The following is an 18,549-nucleotide window of genomic DNA, read 5'->3' on the forward strand; positions in this document are numbered from 1 at the left end:
CGGCTACAGCGCCAGCTCCGGCTTGAGCCGGGCCGGGGTCCAGATCCGCTGGCGCCATGCGGCGATGGTGCTCAGCAGCAGCGAGGCCACCAGGTAGGCGGCCAGCACCGCCACCGCCTGCAGCACCGGCTCCGCGGTCCCGCCGTAGATCAGGTGGCGCAGGCCGGTGACCACGTAGCCCAACGGCAGCACCTGGTGCAGCGGGTGCAGCGGTTCCGGGATGGTCTGCCACGGGAAGGTGCCTCCCGCGGTGACCAGCTGCAGGATCAGCACCACCAGCGCGATGAACTTCCCGCGCGCCCCGAACGCCGCGTTGAGCGCGTGCACCAGCGCGGTGAAGGCGAACGAGGTCAGCACCAGGAACCCGAGCGTGCGCCACATGTGCGCCGGGTGGACCCCGATGGCGAACACCACCACCGCGAACAGCAGCACGGCCTGGGCCAGGCCCACGATCGCCGCGGGCAGCCACCCGCCGAGCGCCACCCGCCACGGCGCGACGCCGTTGGCCAGCGCGCGGCTGGACAGCGGGCGCATCAGCAGGAACAGCACGAAGCCGCCGACCCACAGCGCCAGGCCCATGAAGAACGGGGCCAGCCCCGCGCCGTAGGTGCCGGCCTCGACCTGGGCCTTGGTGTCCACGGCCACCGGGTCGCCGATGGTCTTCGCGGTGGCCTCCCTGGTGGGGTCGTCCGGGTTGGGGATCTGCCCGACGCCCTCGTCGAGCTTGCCCGCCAGGGTGTCCGAGCCGCTGGCCAGCTCGCCGGAGCCGGCGTAGAGCTGCTGCGTGCCGCCGGCCAGCCGGTCGGCGCCGTCGGCCAGCCGCTGGGTCCCGCCGAGCGCCTGCTGCTGTCCGTCGCGCAGCTGCTGCGCGCCGTCGTCGACCTGCGCTGCTCCGTCGGCGAGCCGGTCGATGCCGTCGGTCATCTGCGGGGTGGCGTTGGCCAGCCGGCGGTTGCCGTCGGCGACCTGGCGGGAGCCGTCGGCGAGCTTGCGCAGCTGCCCGACCTGGGACTGCACCTTGCCGTTGGCCTCGGTGATCGGGCTGTTGAGCTGGTCGAGGTTGTGCACGACGGTCTGCACGGTCTGCTCGTCGAGGCCCGCGGCGCGCAGCTGGTCGGCGGTCTTGGCCTTGGCCTCGTCCAGGTTGTCCACGACCTCCTGGGAGTGGCCGCCGAGCAGCTCGGCGCGCCGGGCCAGCTCCTCGTTGCCCTGCGCGACCTGCTCGGCCCCGTCGGCCAGCCGTTCGGTCTGCTCGGGCAGCTGGGCGGTGGAGCCGCGCAGCTGGTCCAGCCCGGTGCGCAGCTGCCCGGTGCCGTCGGAGAGCCGGTTGGCCCCGGAGGCGAGCTCGGTCTGCCCGTCGACGAGCTGGTGCGCGCCGTCGGCCAGCTCGGTGCCGCCCTGCTTGGCCTCGCCCAGCCCGCTGTGCAGCCGGTCGGCTCCGTCGGCCAGCTGGCCCGCGCCGTCGGCGGCCTGCTCGGTGCGATCGTGCACCGTGGAGAAGCCCAGCAGGAACTGCTCGGCCGCGGTGGTCCCGGCGTTCTTCGCGACCCCGGCTTCGACCTCGCCCGCGAGCTTGTCGGCGATCGTGCCGACCAGGTAGTTGTTCGCGTCGTTGGTGACCAGGCGCAGCTTGGCCTGCCGCGGGTCGAAGTCGGACGGCGAGATCAGCGCGGCGGAGAAGTCGCGGGGCACCACCAGCGCGAAGGTGTAGTCGCCGTTGGCCACGCCCTCCTGCGCGCGGTGCAGGTCGGTGCGGGTCCAGGAGAACGTGCCCGAGTCGCGCAGCTCGTCGTAGACGTCCTGGCCGGCTTCGAGCCGGGTTCCGTCGTCCTGCTGCGCGCCCGCGTCGTCGACGACCACCGCGGCGGGCACCGACTCCAGCTTCCCGTACGGGTCCCAGTTGGCGTAGATGTACATCGCGCCGTAGAGCAGGGGGACCAGCGTCACCGCCAGCAGCGCGAGTTTGGGCAGCTTGCCCGAGGTGAGCCGCCGCAGCTCGGTGGCGGCCAGCCGGAGACTAGTCATCGAACACCTTCAGCAACCTGAGTTTCGTCGTCGGCGCCGATGCGGACGGCGGGAACGCCCAGCGCATCGGCGGAGTGCGGGGAGCAGAGCACGACCACCGCGAGACCGCGCTCGGCCTGCGCGGCGGCCAGTTCGTACCAGCCGTGCGGGTTTCCGCCGTGCCGGTCGGGGGAGTCGAGCACCAGCGCGCGGGTCGCCCTGGCCGCGCGGGCGAGCTCGACGAGCAGCCGGGTGCGCTGCGGGGCGGGGAGGTTCTCGATCCGCTCGGCGGCGGGCAGCTCGCGCTCGTCGATCCAGGAGCGGACCTTGCGGCGGCCCGACCTCCTGCCGGCGATGGACAGCCCTTCGGCGACGACGTCGCGCACCTGCAACGCCTCGTCCGGGGCGGTGATCTGCGGGGCGTCGACGATCGCGGTCGAGCGGCGCAGCGCGGCCGCGTCGGCCCGCTCGTCGAGCAGCACCCGGCCGTTGGAGGGCTTGACGCGTCCGGTCAGCGCGAGCGCCAGCGCGGTGCGGGCGGTGTCGGAATCCCCGGTCACCAGCCGGGTTTGCCCGCTTTCGACGCGCAGCGACGTCGGGGCGAGCAGGGGGCCGTGCGCGCCGATGACCTCGACGCCGGTGGCGGCGATCTCCACGCCTTCTCCTCGATCCTCGCGGCACCCGGCCGCCCGACCGGGAGCCTCAGCGCAGTGCGGTGGCCGGGCGCACCTCCCACGTCGTCCACAGTGGCCGGTACCCCTGCCGGGGCCAGAACACCGAGGACAGCGGGTTGGGCGGGTTGTAGTACAGGAAGGTCCCGACGGCACCCGCGCGCACCAGCTCGTTGTGCGCCGTTGCCATCAGCCGCTGGCCGACACCGGTGCCGCGCCACCGCTCGCGGACCGACACGCAGTTGACGTATCCCCACGAGCCGGCGCGCAGCCGGTAGGTCCGCGGTGACCTGCCGGTGTCGATCCAGCCGCATTCCGCGACCGCCACCGGGGTGCCGTCCTGCTCCGCCAGCCACACCGGGTCACCGGAGCTCAACCGAGCTCCGGCCGCGGCCCGCTTCAGCTTGGCGGCGTCGGGGCGGTACGTGGCCGTGCCCACCAGGGCGGCGTACTCGAGCTCGGCGAGGGTGAGCTCGACGACGGCGTCCAGGTCGGCCGGTCCGGCGCGACGCACCTTTACGGTACCAGACAGTTCCGTATTGTTCGGTGCCTCCTCCGCCACGCGAGTCGGCGGGCGCACCGCCAGCACCGACAGCGGGACGAATCCGTGGTCCAGCAGCGCCCGGGTGGCCTGCACGTCCCGGCTCGGCCACACGACCAGGGAGGCCGAGTCCTGGCCCGGGTCGTCCCGCTCGGCCATCCAGCGCCGCCACTCCGCGAGCACCGCGTCCATGCCCGCGCGCGGGTGCGCGCCCAGGATCGGGAAGAGCTCGAAGACCTCGTCGGCCTGCCACAGCCCGCGCGGGGACCCGGTCGGGTTGGACTCGTGCGCGATCAGCGCGACCACCGCGTGCCCGTCGGCGGTGCGCGCGGCCAGCGGTTCGGCGCCCGCGGGCGCGTGGACGTCGTCGGGCAGCAGCGGGTCCAGCGCGGTTAACCGCGCGGCCTGGGCCCGCACGAGTTCCTGGGCGGTGCTCACCGCGGCGCCTCCTTCGCTCAGCGGTCGCAGACGAAGATCGCCGTTCCGGGGAACAGCCGCCCGCGCAGCGGGCTCCACTGGCCCCAGACCTGGGTGTGGCCGGCCGGCCACTCGGGCTCGACCAGGTCCGTCAGGTGCAGGCCCGCGGCGTCGATCGCGCGGACGAAGTCGCCCAGGGTGCGGTGGTGCTCGACGTAGGTCGCGCGGTCGTCCTCGTCGACCTCGAGGTAGGGCGTGCGGTCGAAGTAGGAGTTGGTCGCGGTCAGGCCGGTCGGCCCCGGGTCGTCCGGGAAGATCCACCGCATCGGGTGAGTCACGGCGAACACCCAGCGACCGCCGGGCCGCAGCACGCGGGCCACCTCGCCGAAGGTCCGGCCCACGTCGGCGACGAAGGGCACCCCGCCGAAGGCCGAGCAGGCCAGGTCGAAGCTGCCGGTGGCGAACGGCAGCTGGTCCGCGCTGGCCTGCACCAGCGGGACCGAGACCCCGGAGCGCTCGGCTGCGCGGGTGGCGTGCCGCAGCATCCCGGCCGAGATGTCCAGGCCCACCGCCTCGGCGCCCCGCGCGGCCAGCCAGCGCGCGCAGGACGCCGCGCCGCAGCCGATCTCGAGCACGCGCCGGCCGCGCACCTCGCCGAGCAGTCCGGCCCGCTCCTCGCGCAGGCCCTCCGGGCACCACACGAAGTCCGCGTCGCCCAGGAACTCGCCGTGCTCGGCCTGGTACTCGTCGGCGTCGGCGTCCCACCACAGCCGATTCGCCGAGCGGGATTCGGCGGCGCCGGCCGAGCGCTTGGCCACACCCGCGGTGCCCAGCGCGCGTTCAGCGGCGCTATCCTGGTAGGAGGCGCTCTCCGGGTCGTCGGTACGGGTCACGGGATCCCCCAGTCGCTGGTGGGCACTGCACGGACGTGAACAGATTGTGTCCTCCGCGCACGACTCGCCTGAAGTTGAGGGGTACCGCGGTTTGCCCGACGATCGAGAGAGCGCGTACGATACCGCCCGCGCCGTGGGTCTTTTTTCTCGTCGGCTTCAGGCATCGGGTTTCGCCCCGGTGATCGAGGCCGTTCGGCAAAACGGAATCCCCAGGTCCGCCTGTCCAGGTGGTCCGGGCTGCCGGGGCCAGGGCGCGCGAGAACTGTAGAACCACCGACCAACAATCCGTACCGGAGCAACCCACCTGATGTCCACCGACACCACCACCGTCCCGACTGAGGCCGCCACCAAGCCGCAGGTCGCAGTGAACGACGTCGGGACGGAGGAGGACTTCCTCGCCGCCGTCGACCAGACCATCAAGTACTTCAACGATGGCGACATTGTTGAGGGCACCATCGTCAAGGTCGACCGTGACGAGGTGCTGCTTGACATCGGCTACAAGACCGAGGGCGTCATCCCGTCCCGCGAGCTGTCGATCAAGCACGACGTCGACCCCGCCGAGGTCGTTACCGTCGGCGACTTCGTCGAGGCCCTCGTCCTCCAGAAGGAGGACAAGGAAGGCCGGCTGATCCTCTCCAAGAAGCGCGCGCAGTACGAGCGCGCCTGGGGCACCATCGAGGAGCTCAAGGAGAAGGACGAGCCCGTGCGCGGCTCCGTCATCGAGGTCGTCAAGGGCGGCCTCATCCTCGACATCGGGCTGCGCGGCTTCCTGCCGGCCTCCCTGGTCGAGATGCGCCGCGTCCGCGACCTGCAGCCCTACGTGGGCCGCGAGCTCGAGGCCAAGATCATCGAGCTGGACAAGAACCGCAACAACGTGGTCCTGTCCCGTCGCGCCTGGCTGGAGCAGACCCAGTCCGAGGTCCGCAGCGAGTTCCTCAACCAGCTGCAGAAGGGCCAGGTCCGCAAGGGCGTCGTGTCCTCCATCGTCAACTTCGGTGCGTTCGTCGACCTCGGTGGTGTCGACGGTCTGGTGCACGTCTCCGAGCTGTCCTGGAAGCACATCGACCACCCCTCCGAGGTCGTCGAGGTCGGCCAGGAGGTCACCGTCGAGGTGCTCGACGTGGACATGGACCGCGAGCGCGTCTCGCTGTCGCTCAAGGCCACCCAGGAAGACCCGTGGCGCCAGTTCGCCCGGACCCACGCGATCGGCCAGATCGTGCCGGGCAAGGTCACCAAGCTGGTTCCGTTCGGTGCGTTCGTCCGCGTCGACGAGGGCATCGAGGGCCTGGTCCACATCTCCGAGCTGGCCGAGCGCCACGTGGAGATCCCGGAGCAGGTCGTCCAGGTCGGCGACGAGGTCATGATCAAGGTCATCGACATCGACCTGGAGCGCCGCCGGATCTCGCTGTCGCTCAAGCAGGCCAACGAGGGCTTCAGCCCGGACTCCGAGTTCGACCCGACTCAGTACGGCATGGCCGCCGAGTACGACAACGAGGGCAACTACATCTACCCCGAGGGCTTCGACCCGGAGACCCAGGAGTGGCAGGAGGGCTACGAGAAGCAGCGCGAGGAGTGGGAGCGGCAGTACGCCGAGGCCCACGCGCGCTACGAGAAGCACCTCGTGCAGATCACCAAGGCTCGCCAGGCCGACGCCGAGGCCGCCGCTGCGGCCGCGACCGGTGGTGGCGCCGCCGAGGAGCAGCCGGCCTCCGGCAACTACTCGTCGGCTTCCTCGACGAGCAACAACGAGGAGCAGGAGGACAGCGGCTCGCTCGCCAGCGACGCGCAGCTGGCCGCGCTCCGCGAGAAGCTGTCGGGCGGCGCGTGAGCGCCTGAAGGCTGACGACCGGCCCCGCACCCCGCTCGGGTGCGGGGCCGGTTTCTTCGTTCCGGCCCGACCGCGGGGATCCCGGTTCTTCGGCCTGCCTGGCAGGATGGGGCGCATGTTGCGGGTTGGGCTCAGCGGTGGCATCGGATCCGGGAAGTCGACGGTGGCCAACCGGCTGCGCGAGCTGGGCGCGGTGATCGTCGACGCCGACGCGCTCGCGCGCGAGGTGGTGCAGCCCGGCAGCCGAGGGCTGGCCGAGCTGGTCGACCGCTTCGGCGAGGACGTCCTGGCCCCCGACGGGACGCTGGACCGGCCGGCGCTGGCGGCCAAGGCGTTCGTCGACGACCGGTCGCGGGCCGACCTCAACGCGATCACCCACCCGAAGATCGCCGAGCTCACCGCGCAGCGGATGGCCGAGGCGCCCGAGGACGCGGTGCTGGTGCACGACATCCCGCTGCTGGTGGAGGCGGGTTACGCTCCGGGCTACCACCTGGTGATCGTCGTGCACGCCCCGGAGGACGTCCGGGTGGCCCGGCTGGTCGAGCGGGGGTTGGGCGAAACCGACGCGCGCGCCAGGATCGCCGCGCAGGCGACCGAGGAGCAGCGGCGCGAGGTCGCCGACGTGTGGCTGGACAACTCCGGTGACGTCGAAGGGCTGCTGGCCGACGTCGACCGGCTGTGGCAGGAGCGGCTCGTGCCGTTCGAGGAGAACCTGCGGCTCGGGCGCGCTCCGGTGAGCGGTCCGCCGCGCGTCGTCGATCCCGACCCGGACTGGCCGGCCCACGCCCGCAGGTTGATCGCGCGCGTCGAGCGCGCGGCGGGGGAGCGGGCGGTGCGGGTGGACCACGTCGGGTCCACCTCGGTGCCCGGGCTGCCCGCCAAGGACGTCGTCGACCTGCAGCTGACCGTCCGGACCCTGGCCGACGCCGACGCGCTGGCCGGTCCGCTCGCCGAGGCCGGGTTCGCGCCGCTGCCGCACATCACCGGCGACGTGCCGCTGGAGTTCGCCCCGGAACCGCAGCTGTGGTCCAAGCGCCTGCACACCTCGGCCGATCCGGGGCGCCCGGCCAACCTGCACCTGCGCGTCGAGGGCTCCCCGGGCTGGCGGACCGCCCTGGTCTTCCCCGCCTGGCTGCGCGTCGACGACGCGGCCCGCGCCGACTACCTCGCCACCAAGCGCAGGCTGGAAGCCGCCCACGCCGACGACCCGGACACCGAGGGCTACGCCGAGGCCAAGGACTTCTGGTTCGCCGAGAACCTGCCCAAGGCTCTGGCCTGGGCCGACCGCACCGGTTGGGCGCTCTAGGGGCTGTTTGGGAATGCGGCGGAGCCGCTGTTCCAGGTGTGGAACTCAGCCCGCACCGCCGCTGGAGGTTCTGCCGCCCGCACCGCCGAGCAAAGCAATCCCTGAACAATCCCCAGGCCGCGAGGAGGATCCGCGCGAGCTCGGCGTGCCCCTGGCGCTCGGCGTGCTGCAGGGCCGTCACGCCGTCGCGGTCGCCGATGGTCGCGTCCGCGCCGCTGTCGACGAGCAGCCGAACGATCTGCTGGTGGCGCGGGCCCCCGTCGCCGAGCACCACCGCCTCCAGCAACGCCGTCCAGCCGAGGTCGTCGACGTGGTCGACGTCGATGCCGGTGCGCAGCACCGCGCGCACGAACTCGACATGACCGCGCTCGGCGGCGGGGATCAGCGCGGTTCCGCCGAACCGGTTGGTCGACCCGAGAGCCGGCCGGGCGGGCAGCAGCACGTCGAGCATGGCGACGCTGCCGGTCACCCGGTCGGCCAGGAAGGGGCTGTCGCGGCGGTCGTCCCGGGCGTCCGGATCGGCGCCCGCTCGCACCAGCTCGCGGGCGACGTCCACGCGGTCGCCGAGCACGGCCAGCAGCAGCGGGGTGCGCCGGTGCTCGTCGCGGGCCTCGACATCGGCTCCCGCGGCGAGCGCGGCGCGCACCGCCTCGAGGTCGTCGCGCTCGACGGCGTCGAGGAGTTGGCGGTTGGCCATGGCGTCCTCCCGGACCTCGGTGGTCGGCGCCGCAGGCGTCGGGCGAGCCGGCGGCGGTGCGGTCGCCGCGCAACCGGTCAGCGCGGGGTGGACCGCCGGACGGCCGCGGTCAACGCGGCGGCTCATCCGCCTCGACGGCGGCCCGGAGCAGGCCTGAGCGCGCTCACCAGGGCTCGAAGATGCCCCGGTGGGCGAGCCACTGGTTGATCGAGCGGTGGCGGGTGATCTCGTCGAGCGTGCGGTGCACCGTGGCGAAGGCGTAGTCGGCTTCGCTCTGCCGGATCGCGCCGTGGGCCACCGCCGAGGCGAACTCCGCGGCGCGGGTGACGCGCGGGCGGCCGCGCTCGGGCAGCTCCAGCCCCAGCATCAGGTCGGTGGTCGCCCACGAGCGGGTGTCGCGCTGGATGGAGACCGCCGTCAGCGCGCTGGGGCCGCCCGGGGCGTGCTGGTCGCGCGGCCGGAGGCGGGTCATCCGCAGCCCGAGATCGGTGAGCAGCCAGGTGATCTCCATGTCGTGGTGCGGGTCGTGCGGCAGCAGGCACACGACCATCAGGCCCCACGGCTCGACCTCGCAGATCTCGAGCTGATCGACTTGCCCGGACGGGTGCGTGCGGCGTGCGCTGAACATGTCGATGACTTCGACCAGGCGAGGGGAAACCGCAGCGCTCACAGCACCGGAGGATAGCGGGAGAACTGCCTCGCGGAGATCATCAGTAGCGATTTTTAAGCCAATTCTTATCCGCGATTCTCCGCGGTGGAAATCGCGCGGGAGGATCACACCGTTGGCGGTAGCGAGCGCGGCTCGGGTACGGGACGCTCGGCGGGCCGCCCGTGCCACCTGAGCTCGATGTCGTTGGCGCGCAACCACTTAGCCAGGTCGAAGCCGGTGGCCTCCAGTCCGGACAGCGCCGCGCAGGCGCTCCGCATCGCGCGTTCGGCGGTGGCCGGATCGAGCAGTTCGGCTCGCACGGCGAGCAGGAATTCGTCCACGTCGTGCAGTTCTGCCGCCCGCTTGTCGCGCACTTCCAGATCGAGGTAGTGGTCGACGGTCCGCCACCGTCGCTCGTCCTGTTCCACGTCGACGACGTCGAGGTAGAAGTCCAGGTCGCGCTCGAATCCGGGATGCCAGTACCAGCGCGTCGCGCGCAGCCCCAGCGAGGGCAGGATCCAGGACTCCAGGGCCGCCAGCCTCGGGTGCCCGTCCAGCGGGCGCGCGAGGTAGAGCCCGAACGGCTCGCGGTGGTAGTGGCTGACGGGCCGCACGTGGCCCTTGGGGTCGGTGTTGGTGCGCGCCTGCAGGTCGAAGACCTCGACCTTGGGCGGGTGCACGGGCAGGTCCAGCCGCTCGGCGATCTCGCGCTGCGTGCTCACGGGACCACTCTAGGTGCGCGCGTGCGGCGGGCGCGACGTCCGAAGGTCCGCCGCGCCCGCGATATTTTCTGCCACTTGTACAGCGTCACCTCCGATTCGGTCGGGGTCAGGGCCGTGCGCAGGAGAAATCGTCTCCTGCGAGCCTGCGCCCGCCGCGTCGCGCGGAGGCGTCCGCGCGGGCCTGACCGGGTGACGCAAACCATTGTCCACCCTGATGGCCGCGAAAGCATCCCGTGACGCGACATGATGTCGGGGTGGCCTCGTACGCTGGGGGTCGTGGCATTCGCGACTGAGTACCCCTCCGAGGACAACCGCGTCCGGGCGCACTCCGAGTTCCGGCCGGTCGGCGAGATCGAGCGCACCGGCAAGCCCTTCCGCGTGGAGAGCGAGTACGAGCCGGCGGGCGACCAGCCCGAGGCCATCGCCGAGCTGGAGCGGCGGGTGAACAGCGGGGAGAAGGACGTGGTGCTGCTCGGCGCCACGGGTACCGGCAAGTCGGCGACCACGGCCTGGCTGATCGAGCGGGTGCAGCGGCCCACGCTCGTGCTGGAGCCGAACAAGACCCTGGCCGCTCAGATGGCCAACGAGCTGCGCGGGTTCTTCCCGGACAACGCCGTGGAGTACTTCGTCAGCTACTACGACTACTACCAGCCCGAGGCCTACGTCCCGCAGACCGACACCTACATCGAGAAGGACTCCTCGATCAACGAGGACGTCGAGCGGCTGCGCCACTCGGCGACCTCGAACCTGCTGTCCCGCCGCGATTGCGTGGTGGTCTCCTCGGTGTCGTGCATCTACGGCCTGGGCACGCCGCAGTCGTACCTGGACCGCTCGATCTCGCTGGAGGTCGGCGGCGAGATCGACCGGGACGTGTTCCTGCGCGCGCTGGTCGACGTGCAGTACACCCGCAACGACATCGCCTTCGCCCGCGGCACCTTCCGGGTGCGCGGCGACACCGTCGAGATCATCCCCGCCTACGAGGAGCTGGCGGTGCGGGTGGAGTTCTTCGGCGACGAGATCGACCGGTTGCACTACCTGCACCCGCTCACCGGCGACGTGGTCCGCGAGGTCCAGGACGTGCGGATCTTCCCGGCCACGCACTACGTGGCCGGTCCGGAGCGCATGGAGAAGGCCATCCGCGGCATCGAGAACGAGCTCGACGAGCAGCTGGCCAAGCTGGAGAACCAGAACAAGCTGCTGGAGGCCCAGCGGCTGCGGATGCGCACCCAGTACGACATCGAGATGATGCGCCAGGTCGGCTTCTGCTCGGGCATCGAGAACTACTCGCGGCACATCGACGCCCGCGAGGCGGGCTCGGCGCCGGCGACGCTGATCGACTACTTCCCGGACGACTTCCTGCTGATCATCGACGAGTCGCACGTGACCGTCCCGCAGATCGGCGGCATGTACGAGGGCGACGCCTCGCGCAAGCGGACCCTGGTCGAGCACGGCTTCCGGCTGCCCAGCGCGATGGACAACCGGCCGCTGACCTTCGAGGAGTTCAGCGACCGCATCGGCCAGTCGGTCTACCTCTCGGCGACCCCGGGCGACTACGAGATCGCCCAGGCCGGAGGCGAGTTCGTCGAGCAGGTCATCCGCCCGACCGGTTTGGTCGACCCCGAGGTGGTGGTCAAGCCGACCGAGGGGCAGATCGACGACCTGGTGCACGAGATCCGCGAGCGAGCCGAGCGCGACGAGCGGGTGCTGGTGACCACGCTGACCAAGAAGATGGCCGAGGACCTCACCGACTACTTCCTGGAACTGGGCATCCGGGTGCGCTACCTGCACTCCGAGGTGGACACGCTGCGCCGGGTCGAGCTGCTGCGCCAGCTGCGGCTGGGGGAGTACGACGTGCTGGTGGGCATCAACCTGCTGCGCGAGGGCCTGGACCTGCCCGAGGTGTCGCTGGTGTCCATCCTGGACGCCGACAAGGAGGGCTTCCTGCGCTCGGACCGGTCCCTGGTGCAGACCATCGGGCGCGCTGCGCGCAACGTCTCCGGTCAGGTGCACATGTACGCCGACCGGATCACCGACTCGATGCAGTACGCCATCGACGAGACCAACCGGCGCCGCGCCAAGCAGATCGCCTACAACGAAGAGCACGGCATCGACCCGCAGCCGTTGCGCAAGAAGATCGCCGACATCCTCGACCGGGTCTACACCGAGGCCGACGACACCGAGGAGGCCGTCGAGGTCGGCGGGTCCGGGCGGAACACCTCGCGGGGCAAGAAGCCGTCGGGCGAGGCGGTGGCCAGTCCCGGGCTGCTGGAGGACCGCGACATCTCGTCGATGCCGCGCGCGGAGCTGGCCGACCTGGTCCAGCAGCTCAACGACCAGATGATGAACGCGGCGCGCGAGCTGCAGTTCGAGCTGGCCGCGCGGCTGCGCGACGAGATCGCCGACCTCAAGAAGGAGATCCGGGGCATGGACGCCGCGGGCATCGAGTGAGTTCGGCGCGAATCGCCGGGTCCGGGCGGTGTTACGCCCGGACCCGGTGAGCAACATCTCGGTTTTTCCGGATCCGCGAAGGCGTGGAAATTGCGCGCGCAACTACCGTTCGGTAATTCGATCCGGCGGGGTATCTGACCTCGGGCAATTCTGATTCACGTCCAATGTGGACACTTGCTTCGAATGCTGCTGGTCGGTTGCTCGTCCATTTCGAGAAAGGATTCACCAGCGATGATTACGTTCTGTCGTTCGTCTCACCGGGAAGGCGGTACGCGGGTAAGCTGGTTTCCGGTATTTTAGCTCTCCTGACGTGAGCGTGCGGATGTATCGGGCGGCGACGAAACGGAGCATTCAGATGGATCCCGGCTGGCCGTTGACACTCTGCTCCCCCAGAGGTACCGGCACGTCGAGGTTCGTCGGCACCGTCCGGTCCGGCCGGAAGCAGCTCTCGCTCGCGCCATGTTGAGCGAATCGCCCTTTCCTTTCCCCGACGGTGCGGCGGCGCGGCCGCACCTGCCGGAAATCGTGAGCGTGCGATGCGTCGCCTTCTCCCCCTCGGCGACGCGTCCGACGGCGAGCGCGAAATCTCGGAAGTAACCATTCCCGCGACCCGCCGATGGTTCGGGTGAACCTCCTCCCACACCCAGGCACGCCCACGACGCATCCCCGCGACCCCTTTTCGAGGAAGGAACCGATCGGAATGGAGTTTGCCGACAGCGGTCCCGCACAACATCCCGGTGCGGCGTCGGAAATGCTCGACTTCCTGCGCAGCTACAGCAGAGAGCAGCTCGACTCGTGGCGCATGGACGAGCGCCGCAGCTTCCCGACCTCCCTGATCCCCGACCTGGCGAACGCCGGCCTGCTCGGCCTGCAGATCCCCGAGAGCCACGCCGGGCAGGCGCTCTCGCACGCCGACACCCTCCGGGTCTTCCGGCAGGTCGGCGCGATCGACTGCAACCTCATGGTCTTCCTGGCGGTGCACAACACCCTCGGTGTCCCGCCGATCCAGCACTTCGCGCGGCCCGAGGTGCGCGATGCCGTGCTTCCCGAGCTGGCCAGCGGCAGGAAGCTGGTCACCAGCGCCATCACCGAGCCCGGCATGGGCTCGCACGTGCGCGCGATCTCGACTCGGGCCAGCCGGTTGCCCGACGGCAGCTACGTGATCAACGGCGGCAAGCAGTGGATCTCGCTGGGCGCCGATGCGAATCACGTCAACGTCTTCGCTCGCCTGATCGGCGAGGACGGCCAGGACGCGGGCATCACCGGCTTCCTCGTCGATTCCCGAACGCCGGGCTTCGTGCGCGGCCCGGAGATGATGACCATGGGGCTCAAGGCGGTCCCGCAGAACGTGCTGACCTTCGAGAACCTGCGCGTGCCGGGGGAGGCCCTGCTGGGTGCCGAGGGCGGGGGTCTGGCCGCGGCCAAGACCGCGTTCACCCGCGGTCGCCTGGTGCTGCCCACCGGCGCGATGGGCGCGGCCATGCGCGCCCTGGAGCTGGCCCAGCGCTTCGCGCGCCGCCGCGAGGTGGCCACCGGCAACCTCGCCGACAACGGGCGCATCCAGCAGATCCTGGCCGACGCGGTGGCCGCGATCCAGTCGGTGGACGCCCTGGTGCACCACATCGCCGACCGGCTCGACGCGGGGCGGCAGGTCCACGAGCTGTGGTTCTTCGTGGCCAAGATCCTCGGTTGCGAGCTGATGTGGAAGGTCGTCGACGACTGCGTGCAGCTGCTCGGCGCGCGCGGGTTCGTCGACACCAACGTGGTCGCCCAGTTCTACCGGGACTACCGGCTGTTCCGGATCTTCGAGGGCACCACCGAAGCGATCACCGTCTACCTGGGCAGCGTGATCATGAAGGACTCGCAGCGGCTGCTCGACGCGTTCGACGACCTGGACTCCGACCCGGTCGTGGCCGAGCACGTCGCCCGGGTGGTCAAGCTGACCACGGTGCCCATCGGCGATGAGCAGCACAAGCACGTGCTGGCCGCCCAGATCGGCGAGCTGGCCTGCTGGTCGCTGCTGGCCGGGCTGACCGGGCAGGGCGGGCGCCGCTCCAAGATGCACGCGCGCACGGCGAGCTGGTGCGAGCAGCGGTTCCTGGAGAGGCTGCGCCGGGCCGAGGACTCCGCGCCGGTCGCCGACCTGCCCACCGGCGACGAGATCGCCCGCTGCATCGACGGTTTCGAGGAGCTCATCGGCAACGTCGAGCAGCGCCGCCCGGGCGACTACCGGGAGCTGGACCTGCTGCTGCGGCGAGGCTGAGCCGAGCTTTTGACGAAAGAGTCCCCCGAGCCGGCTCGGGGGACTCTTTCATCAAAAGGCCAGCCGTCAGCCCTGCAGCTCGCGCTCGCGCCGGTGCAGGAGCTCGACGCCCTCCCCGGCCAGCGACTTGATGGCGTTGAGGCCCTCCCGGCCCCACGGGCGGGGTTCGCTGTCGATGACGCAGACCGTGCCCAGGGCCAGGCCCGAGCGGTCGATCAGCGGCGCTCCCAGGTAGGAGCGCACGTTCATCTTGTCCACCACGTCGTTGCCCGCGAAGCGCGGGTAGTCGCAGACGTCCTCCAGCACCAGCGCCATCCGGCGCGCGATGACGTGCGGGCAGTACCCGGTCTCCATCGGCGCCGAGCGCGGGTCGTGGTCGGCGTTCGGGTCGTCCATCGCGGCCACCCGCGTGAACAGCCCGCCCAGGTACTGGTGGGTGTCGGTGATGAAGTTGACCATCGCGTTGGGCACGCCGAGGGCCTGCGCGACGCGCTGGGCGAACGCGTCGAACTCGGCCTCGGCCTTGTCGCCGAGTCCGAGCTGGCGCAGCCGCGCGGCGCGTTCCTGCGCGCTGCTGTCGACGGGGGAGAAGTGCCGGTGTCCGGACGCGTCGAAGGTCGTCACGAGAGGGCTCCGTTTCCGGGGATCGCTACGGGCGGGTCGTTAACACGTGTTCCATGAGCTGGACGAGCACGGAGGCGGCCGAGCGCCGCTCGCGCGCGTCGCAGAGCACGACGGGGGTGTGCGGTTTGATGTCGAGGGCCTGCCGCACCTCGTCGGGCTGGTATCGGAAGCCGTCGTCGAACTGGTTGACCGCGACCAGGAAGTCGATGCCGCGGCTCTCGAAGAACTCCACGGCCGCGAAGCAGTCCTGCAGGCGGCGGGTGTCGGCCAGCACCACCGCGCCCAGCGCGCCGTCGACCAGGTCGTCCCACATGAACCAGAACCTGTCCTGCCCGGGCGTGCCGAACAGGAACAGCACGATGTTCTGCGGGTCGAAGGTGATTCGGCCGAAGTCCATCGCCACCGTGGTGGTCGACTTGTCCCCGACGCCGGTCAGGTCGTCGTGGCCGACCGAGGCGACGGTGAGCGTCTCCTCGGTGGTCAGCGGTTCGATTTCGCTGATCGAACGGACGAACGTGGTCTTCCCGACTCCGAATCCACCCGCGATCAGGAACTTGAACGAGGTCGGGAATGGCTCAGAGCTGTTGGAGCCCATTGAGCAGTGCCTCCAGTTGTTCTCTTCTCGGCGCGTGGGCCGGGGCGTGGGTGGTGATCGCCCCCCAGTCGATGAGGTCCGACAGCAGGACCTTGGTGACCACCGCGGGCTGCTTGAGGTGCGCGGCGACCTCGGCGACCGAGGTGGCGTGCCGGCACATCGTGAGCATCCTGGCGTGCACTGGCTCGATCCGCTCCGGCGACATCCGGCCCGTGGAGCGCACCAGCGACTGCAGCGACAGCGCGGCGCTGGGCTCGGTGCGGCCGTTGGTCAGCGAATACGGGCGCAGCAGTGGTCCGGCCTCGTTGTCCAGCCAGGGCTTGTCCGGCGGTGACATCATGGGTCACCGCCCCATTTCACCGGCGCTCCGCGCGGCGGTTGGCTGCCGCATGGGCGTCGCCAGGTGGGCCGGGACCCGCTTGACCAGCTGGGCGATCTCGTAGCCCAGCACGGCGGCGTCGGCATCGGGCGAGGCCAGCACCACCAGGACCGCGCCGGTCCCGGCGGCGGAGACGAACACGACCAGGTCGTCGAACTCCACGACGACCTGGCGCACGCCGCTGCTGTTGCCGAACCGCTGCCCGCCGTTGCGGGCCAGCGAGCACTGGGCGGCCGCCCACGCGGCCAGCGCGTCGGCCTCGTCGTTGTCCAATCCGCGGTGGTACCGCTTGATCCCGTCCGTGGAGGCCAGCAGGGCACAGCGGGTGTGCGGGACTCGCCGGAGCAGGTCGGCCAGCAGCCAACTCAGATCGGACGACGAGCCCGCGGTCACGTCATTGGCCATGAGAAAAGTGTCTCCTTGAGATCGTGCGGGGAGGAAGGGGTGATGAGGCGGGCGGGTCAGTTCTCACGACCACCCGGTTCCTGGTCCTTGGTGCCGCCTTCGACGCCGGAGCGGTAGGAGGCCCACAGCCCCGGGTTCGGCCCGCCTCGCGGTTTCTCCTCGGCGGGCGCGGCTCCGCTGGCCAGTTGCGGCACCAGGTAGCTGCGGGTGCGGTCGCGCCTGGGCAGCGCGGGCCGCTCCTCGTTGCTGACCGCCGGCCCGCCGTGCGCGGGTTCGGCGGCCGGTGCCTGCTGGGGCGGCTCGGTGGGCAGCAGGTCGCCGGAGTGCCTGCCGTAGCCGGTGGGGTTGTCGGCGGGCTGCGGCGCGGGCGCGGCGGGCACCTGCTGGGCGGTGCCGTTGCTGCGCTGCGGTTCGCGATCGGCCACCGGCGCCCGGTAGGTGCCCTCGGCACCGGTGAGCTGCGTCGTGGCCGGGTCCGGTGCGCCGTTTGTTCCGGTGGGCTCGACCGTGGTCAGCACGCTCTCGGCGTTGTTGGCCGCGGCCTGCTCGTGGGCCTCGTCCTCGGTCGCGCCGAGCAGGCTCGCCGGGATCACCACGTGCGCGTCGGTGCCGCCGTACATGTTGTTGGCCAGCTCCACGCCGATCTGGTGCCGGTGCGCGAGCTGGGCGACCACGTAGAGCCCGATGCGGCCGTCGCGCAGCTGGGCCTCGCGGTCGGCCTCCTCGGGGTTGCTCAGCAGCTTGTTCAGCGTCATCCGGTCCTGCTGGGGCATCCCGAGGCCGCGGTCGCGGATGTCGATGGCCAGCCCGGCGGTGACCCGCTGGGTGTTGAGCGTGACCTGGGTGTCGGGCTCGGAGAACGAGGTGGCGTTCTCCACCAGCTCGGCGATGAGGTGGATGACGTCGGCGACGGCGTGCCCGTGCAGCGTGCCGTCGACCGGCGGGATCACCTTCACCCGCGCGTAGTGCTCGACCTCGGCCACCGCCGAGCGCAGCACGGTGTACATGGCCACCGGCTTGCTCCACTGCCGCCGCGGCATCGAACCGCCCAGCACGGCGAGGCTCTCGGCCTGCCTGCGCACACCGGTGACCAGGTGGTCCACCGCGAACAGGCCCTTGAGCAGGTCCGGGTCCTCGACCATCTGCTCCAGCTCGTCGAGCCGCTGGATCGCGCGGTGCGCCAGCGACTGCACGCGGCGGGCCAGGTTGGCGAACACCGCCACGCCCGGGTCCGTGCGCGAGCTGGGGTCCTGCTGCATGCGCACCAGGGTGAACTCGACGGCCGACTGGGCCTGGCGCAGCTCGTGGGCGAGCAGCTCGAACGGGTTGGTGGTGGCGGGCTCGGTGGTGGGCCAGCGCGGAGCGGGCTGGTGCCCCGAGCGGAGCTGCTCGACGAGGTCGGGCAGCTCCTTGTTGTTCTGCTCGATGTTTCGCCGCAGGGCGTCGATCCACTGCTGGGTCTGGCGGGCGTTCTCGGCCAGCTGCGCGCGGGCCTGGCTCCCGGCCTCGTCGACCTTGCGGTCCACCTCGTCGGCCAGCTTGCCGGCGCGCACGCACGCGATCACCGCGATGGCGATGCAGGCGGCCGCGGCAGTGCCGAGCACGGTGTAGCGGATCGTCTCCGGTGGCACGAAGGCCAGCGCGGCGGTCGCGGCGATGCCGATGAGCGTCACGGCGACCAGGGACAGCACGACCAGACGCAACAGTCGTTCCCGGAGCTGGTCGGGTTCCGCTCCGGGAGGTTGTTCGTTCTGCGTCGCGGGTAAGGGACTTTCAGACATCAGCGTCCTTGGTACGGGGGTGTCGGTGACGGGCACGAGTGCCGGGATCGGGGACGTCACCGGGGACTACTGGTGCTCGACTCGTGATCAAAGTATCACTCGGCGTGATGATAGTGCGTCCGGATGGAGAATTGGCCCTTTCCGGCTAGTAATGCGTCCGATAGGGGGATCATGGATCCGGCCGAACAGCCGAAAACGGCCGCTCACCTCGAAATTCGAGGAGAGCGGCCGTTACTGGAACGTTCCCGTCCCCCTACGGGCGCATTGACGACTTGCCCCTGATGGGGATAGTTCGCGCGCGCGGTTGGTTACTGAGCGGTGCGGCA

Annotated in this window: 15 protein-coding genes and 1 pseudogene; 4 read left to right on the forward strand and 12 right to left on the reverse strand. The window is 71.0% G+C overall.

Annotated elements, in window-relative coordinates; all coding sequences use genetic code 11:
• Positions 1-3: 3 nt before the first annotated feature.
• From ACFQRI_RS17895 to ACFQRI_RS17910, 4 genes are read right to left on the reverse strand one after another with little or no spacing between them, the layout of a single operon-like run.
• A complete protein-coding gene (locus tag ACFQRI_RS17895; protein ID WP_380670014.1) occupies positions 4-2,025 on the reverse strand; it encodes a YhgE/Pip family protein in 2,022 nt (673 codons plus the stop codon).
• A complete protein-coding gene (locus tag ACFQRI_RS17900; RefSeq protein WP_380670016.1) occupies positions 2,022-2,660 on the reverse strand; it encodes a P-loop NTPase family protein in 639 nt (212 codons plus the stop codon). The genes ACFQRI_RS17895 and ACFQRI_RS17900 overlap by 4 nt, the downstream gene beginning before the upstream one ends.
• 46 nt (positions 2,661-2,706) lie before the next feature.
• Positions 2,707-3,654: a GNAT family N-acetyltransferase gene (locus ACFQRI_RS17905; protein ID WP_380670018.1), complete on the reverse strand. Its 948-nt coding sequence runs from the start codon at positions 3,652-3,654 to the stop codon at positions 2,707-2,709.
• A gap of 17 nt (positions 3,655-3,671) precedes the next feature.
• Entirely contained in the window at positions 3,672-4,526 is an 855-nt protein-coding gene (locus ACFQRI_RS17910) for a class I SAM-dependent methyltransferase (protein WP_380670020.1), read from the reverse strand.
• A gap of 307 nt (positions 4,527-4,833) precedes the next feature.
• Between ACFQRI_RS17910 and rpsA the strand changes: the two genes are divergently transcribed.
• Both rpsA and coaE read left to right on the forward strand, forming a co-directional pair.
• Positions 4,834-6,354 carry a 30S ribosomal protein S1 gene (rpsA, locus tag ACFQRI_RS17915; protein ID WP_380670022.1) on the forward strand — a complete coding sequence of 507 codons (1,521 nt, stop codon included), beginning with the start codon at positions 4,834-4,836 and terminating at the stop codon, positions 6,352-6,354.
• A gap of 115 nt (positions 6,355-6,469) precedes the next feature.
• Positions 6,470-7,660, forward strand: coding sequence for a dephospho-CoA kinase (coaE, locus tag ACFQRI_RS17920; protein ID WP_380670024.1), 1,191 nt, complete (start codon positions 6,470-6,472; stop codon positions 7,658-7,660).
• Positions 7,661-7,916: 256 nt separating this feature from the next.
• Here the strand turns inward: coaE and ACFQRI_RS17925 are convergent.
• From ACFQRI_RS17925 to ACFQRI_RS17935, 3 genes and pseudogenes are all read right to left on the reverse strand, one after another.
• A pseudogene (locus ACFQRI_RS17925) lies at positions 7,917-8,483 on the reverse strand (ankyrin repeat domain-containing protein); the annotation flags it as partial.
• Positions 8,484-8,520: 37 nt separating this feature from the next.
• Positions 8,521-9,027: a ribonuclease FAU-1 family protein gene (locus tag ACFQRI_RS17930; protein WP_380670026.1), complete on the reverse strand. Its 507-nt coding sequence runs from the start codon at positions 9,025-9,027 to the stop codon at positions 8,521-8,523.
• A 104-nt stretch (positions 9,028-9,131) separates the two neighbouring features.
• The gene (locus tag ACFQRI_RS17935; protein ID WP_380670028.1) at positions 9,132-9,728 is read right to left on the reverse strand and encodes a ribonuclease FAU-1 family protein; all 597 of its coding nucleotides are present in this window, start codon (positions 9,726-9,728) and stop codon (positions 9,132-9,134) included.
• A gap of 276 nt (positions 9,729-10,004) precedes the next feature.
• Here ACFQRI_RS17935 and uvrB point away from each other — a divergent pair, with 276 nt between their 5' ends.
• Both uvrB and ACFQRI_RS17945 read left to right on the forward strand, forming a co-directional pair.
• On the forward strand, positions 10,005-12,176 hold the full coding sequence (gene uvrB, locus ACFQRI_RS17940) for an excinuclease ABC subunit UvrB (RefSeq protein WP_380670030.1): 2,172 nt from the start codon (positions 10,005-10,007) through the stop codon (positions 12,174-12,176).
• 700 nt (positions 12,177-12,876) lie between these two features.
• Positions 12,877-14,439, forward strand: a complete 1,563-nt coding sequence (locus tag ACFQRI_RS17945; RefSeq protein ID WP_380670032.1) for an acyl-CoA dehydrogenase family protein — start codon at positions 12,877-12,879, stop codon at positions 14,437-14,439.
• A 66-nt stretch (positions 14,440-14,505) separates the two neighbouring features.
• Here ACFQRI_RS17945 and ACFQRI_RS17950 read toward each other — a convergent pair whose 3' ends face one another.
• From ACFQRI_RS17950 to ACFQRI_RS17970, 5 genes are read right to left on the reverse strand one after another with little or no spacing between them, the layout of a single operon-like run.
• Positions 14,506-15,063 carry a GAF domain-containing protein gene (locus ACFQRI_RS17950; protein WP_380670034.1) on the reverse strand — a complete coding sequence of 186 codons (558 nt, stop codon included), beginning with the start codon at positions 15,061-15,063 and terminating at the stop codon, positions 14,506-14,508.
• Between the two features lie 25 nt (positions 15,064-15,088).
• Entirely contained in the window at positions 15,089-15,658 is a 570-nt protein-coding gene (locus ACFQRI_RS17955; protein ID WP_380670036.1) for a GTP-binding protein, read from the reverse strand.
• Complete coding sequence (locus ACFQRI_RS17960) at positions 15,639-15,998, reverse strand: DUF742 domain-containing protein (RefSeq protein WP_380670038.1); 360 nt, start codon at positions 15,996-15,998, stop codon at positions 15,639-15,641. The genes ACFQRI_RS17955 and ACFQRI_RS17960 overlap by 20 nt, the downstream gene beginning before the upstream one ends.
• A 3-nt stretch (positions 15,999-16,001) precedes the next feature.
• Positions 16,002-16,442: a roadblock/LC7 domain-containing protein gene (locus tag ACFQRI_RS17965; RefSeq protein ID WP_380670039.1), complete on the reverse strand. Its 441-nt coding sequence runs from the start codon at positions 16,440-16,442 to the stop codon at positions 16,002-16,004.
• A 56-nt stretch (positions 16,443-16,498) separates the two neighbouring features.
• The gene (locus ACFQRI_RS17970) at positions 16,499-18,145 is read right to left on the reverse strand and encodes a sensor histidine kinase (protein ID WP_380670041.1); all 1,647 of its coding nucleotides are present in this window, start codon (positions 18,143-18,145) and stop codon (positions 16,499-16,501) included.
• Between the last annotated feature and the right edge of the window lie 404 nt (positions 18,146-18,549).

The organism is Saccharopolyspora griseoalba, assembly GCF_042665275.1.
GTDB lineage: Bacteria > Actinomycetota > Actinomycetes > Mycobacteriales > Pseudonocardiaceae > Saccharopolyspora > Saccharopolyspora griseoalba.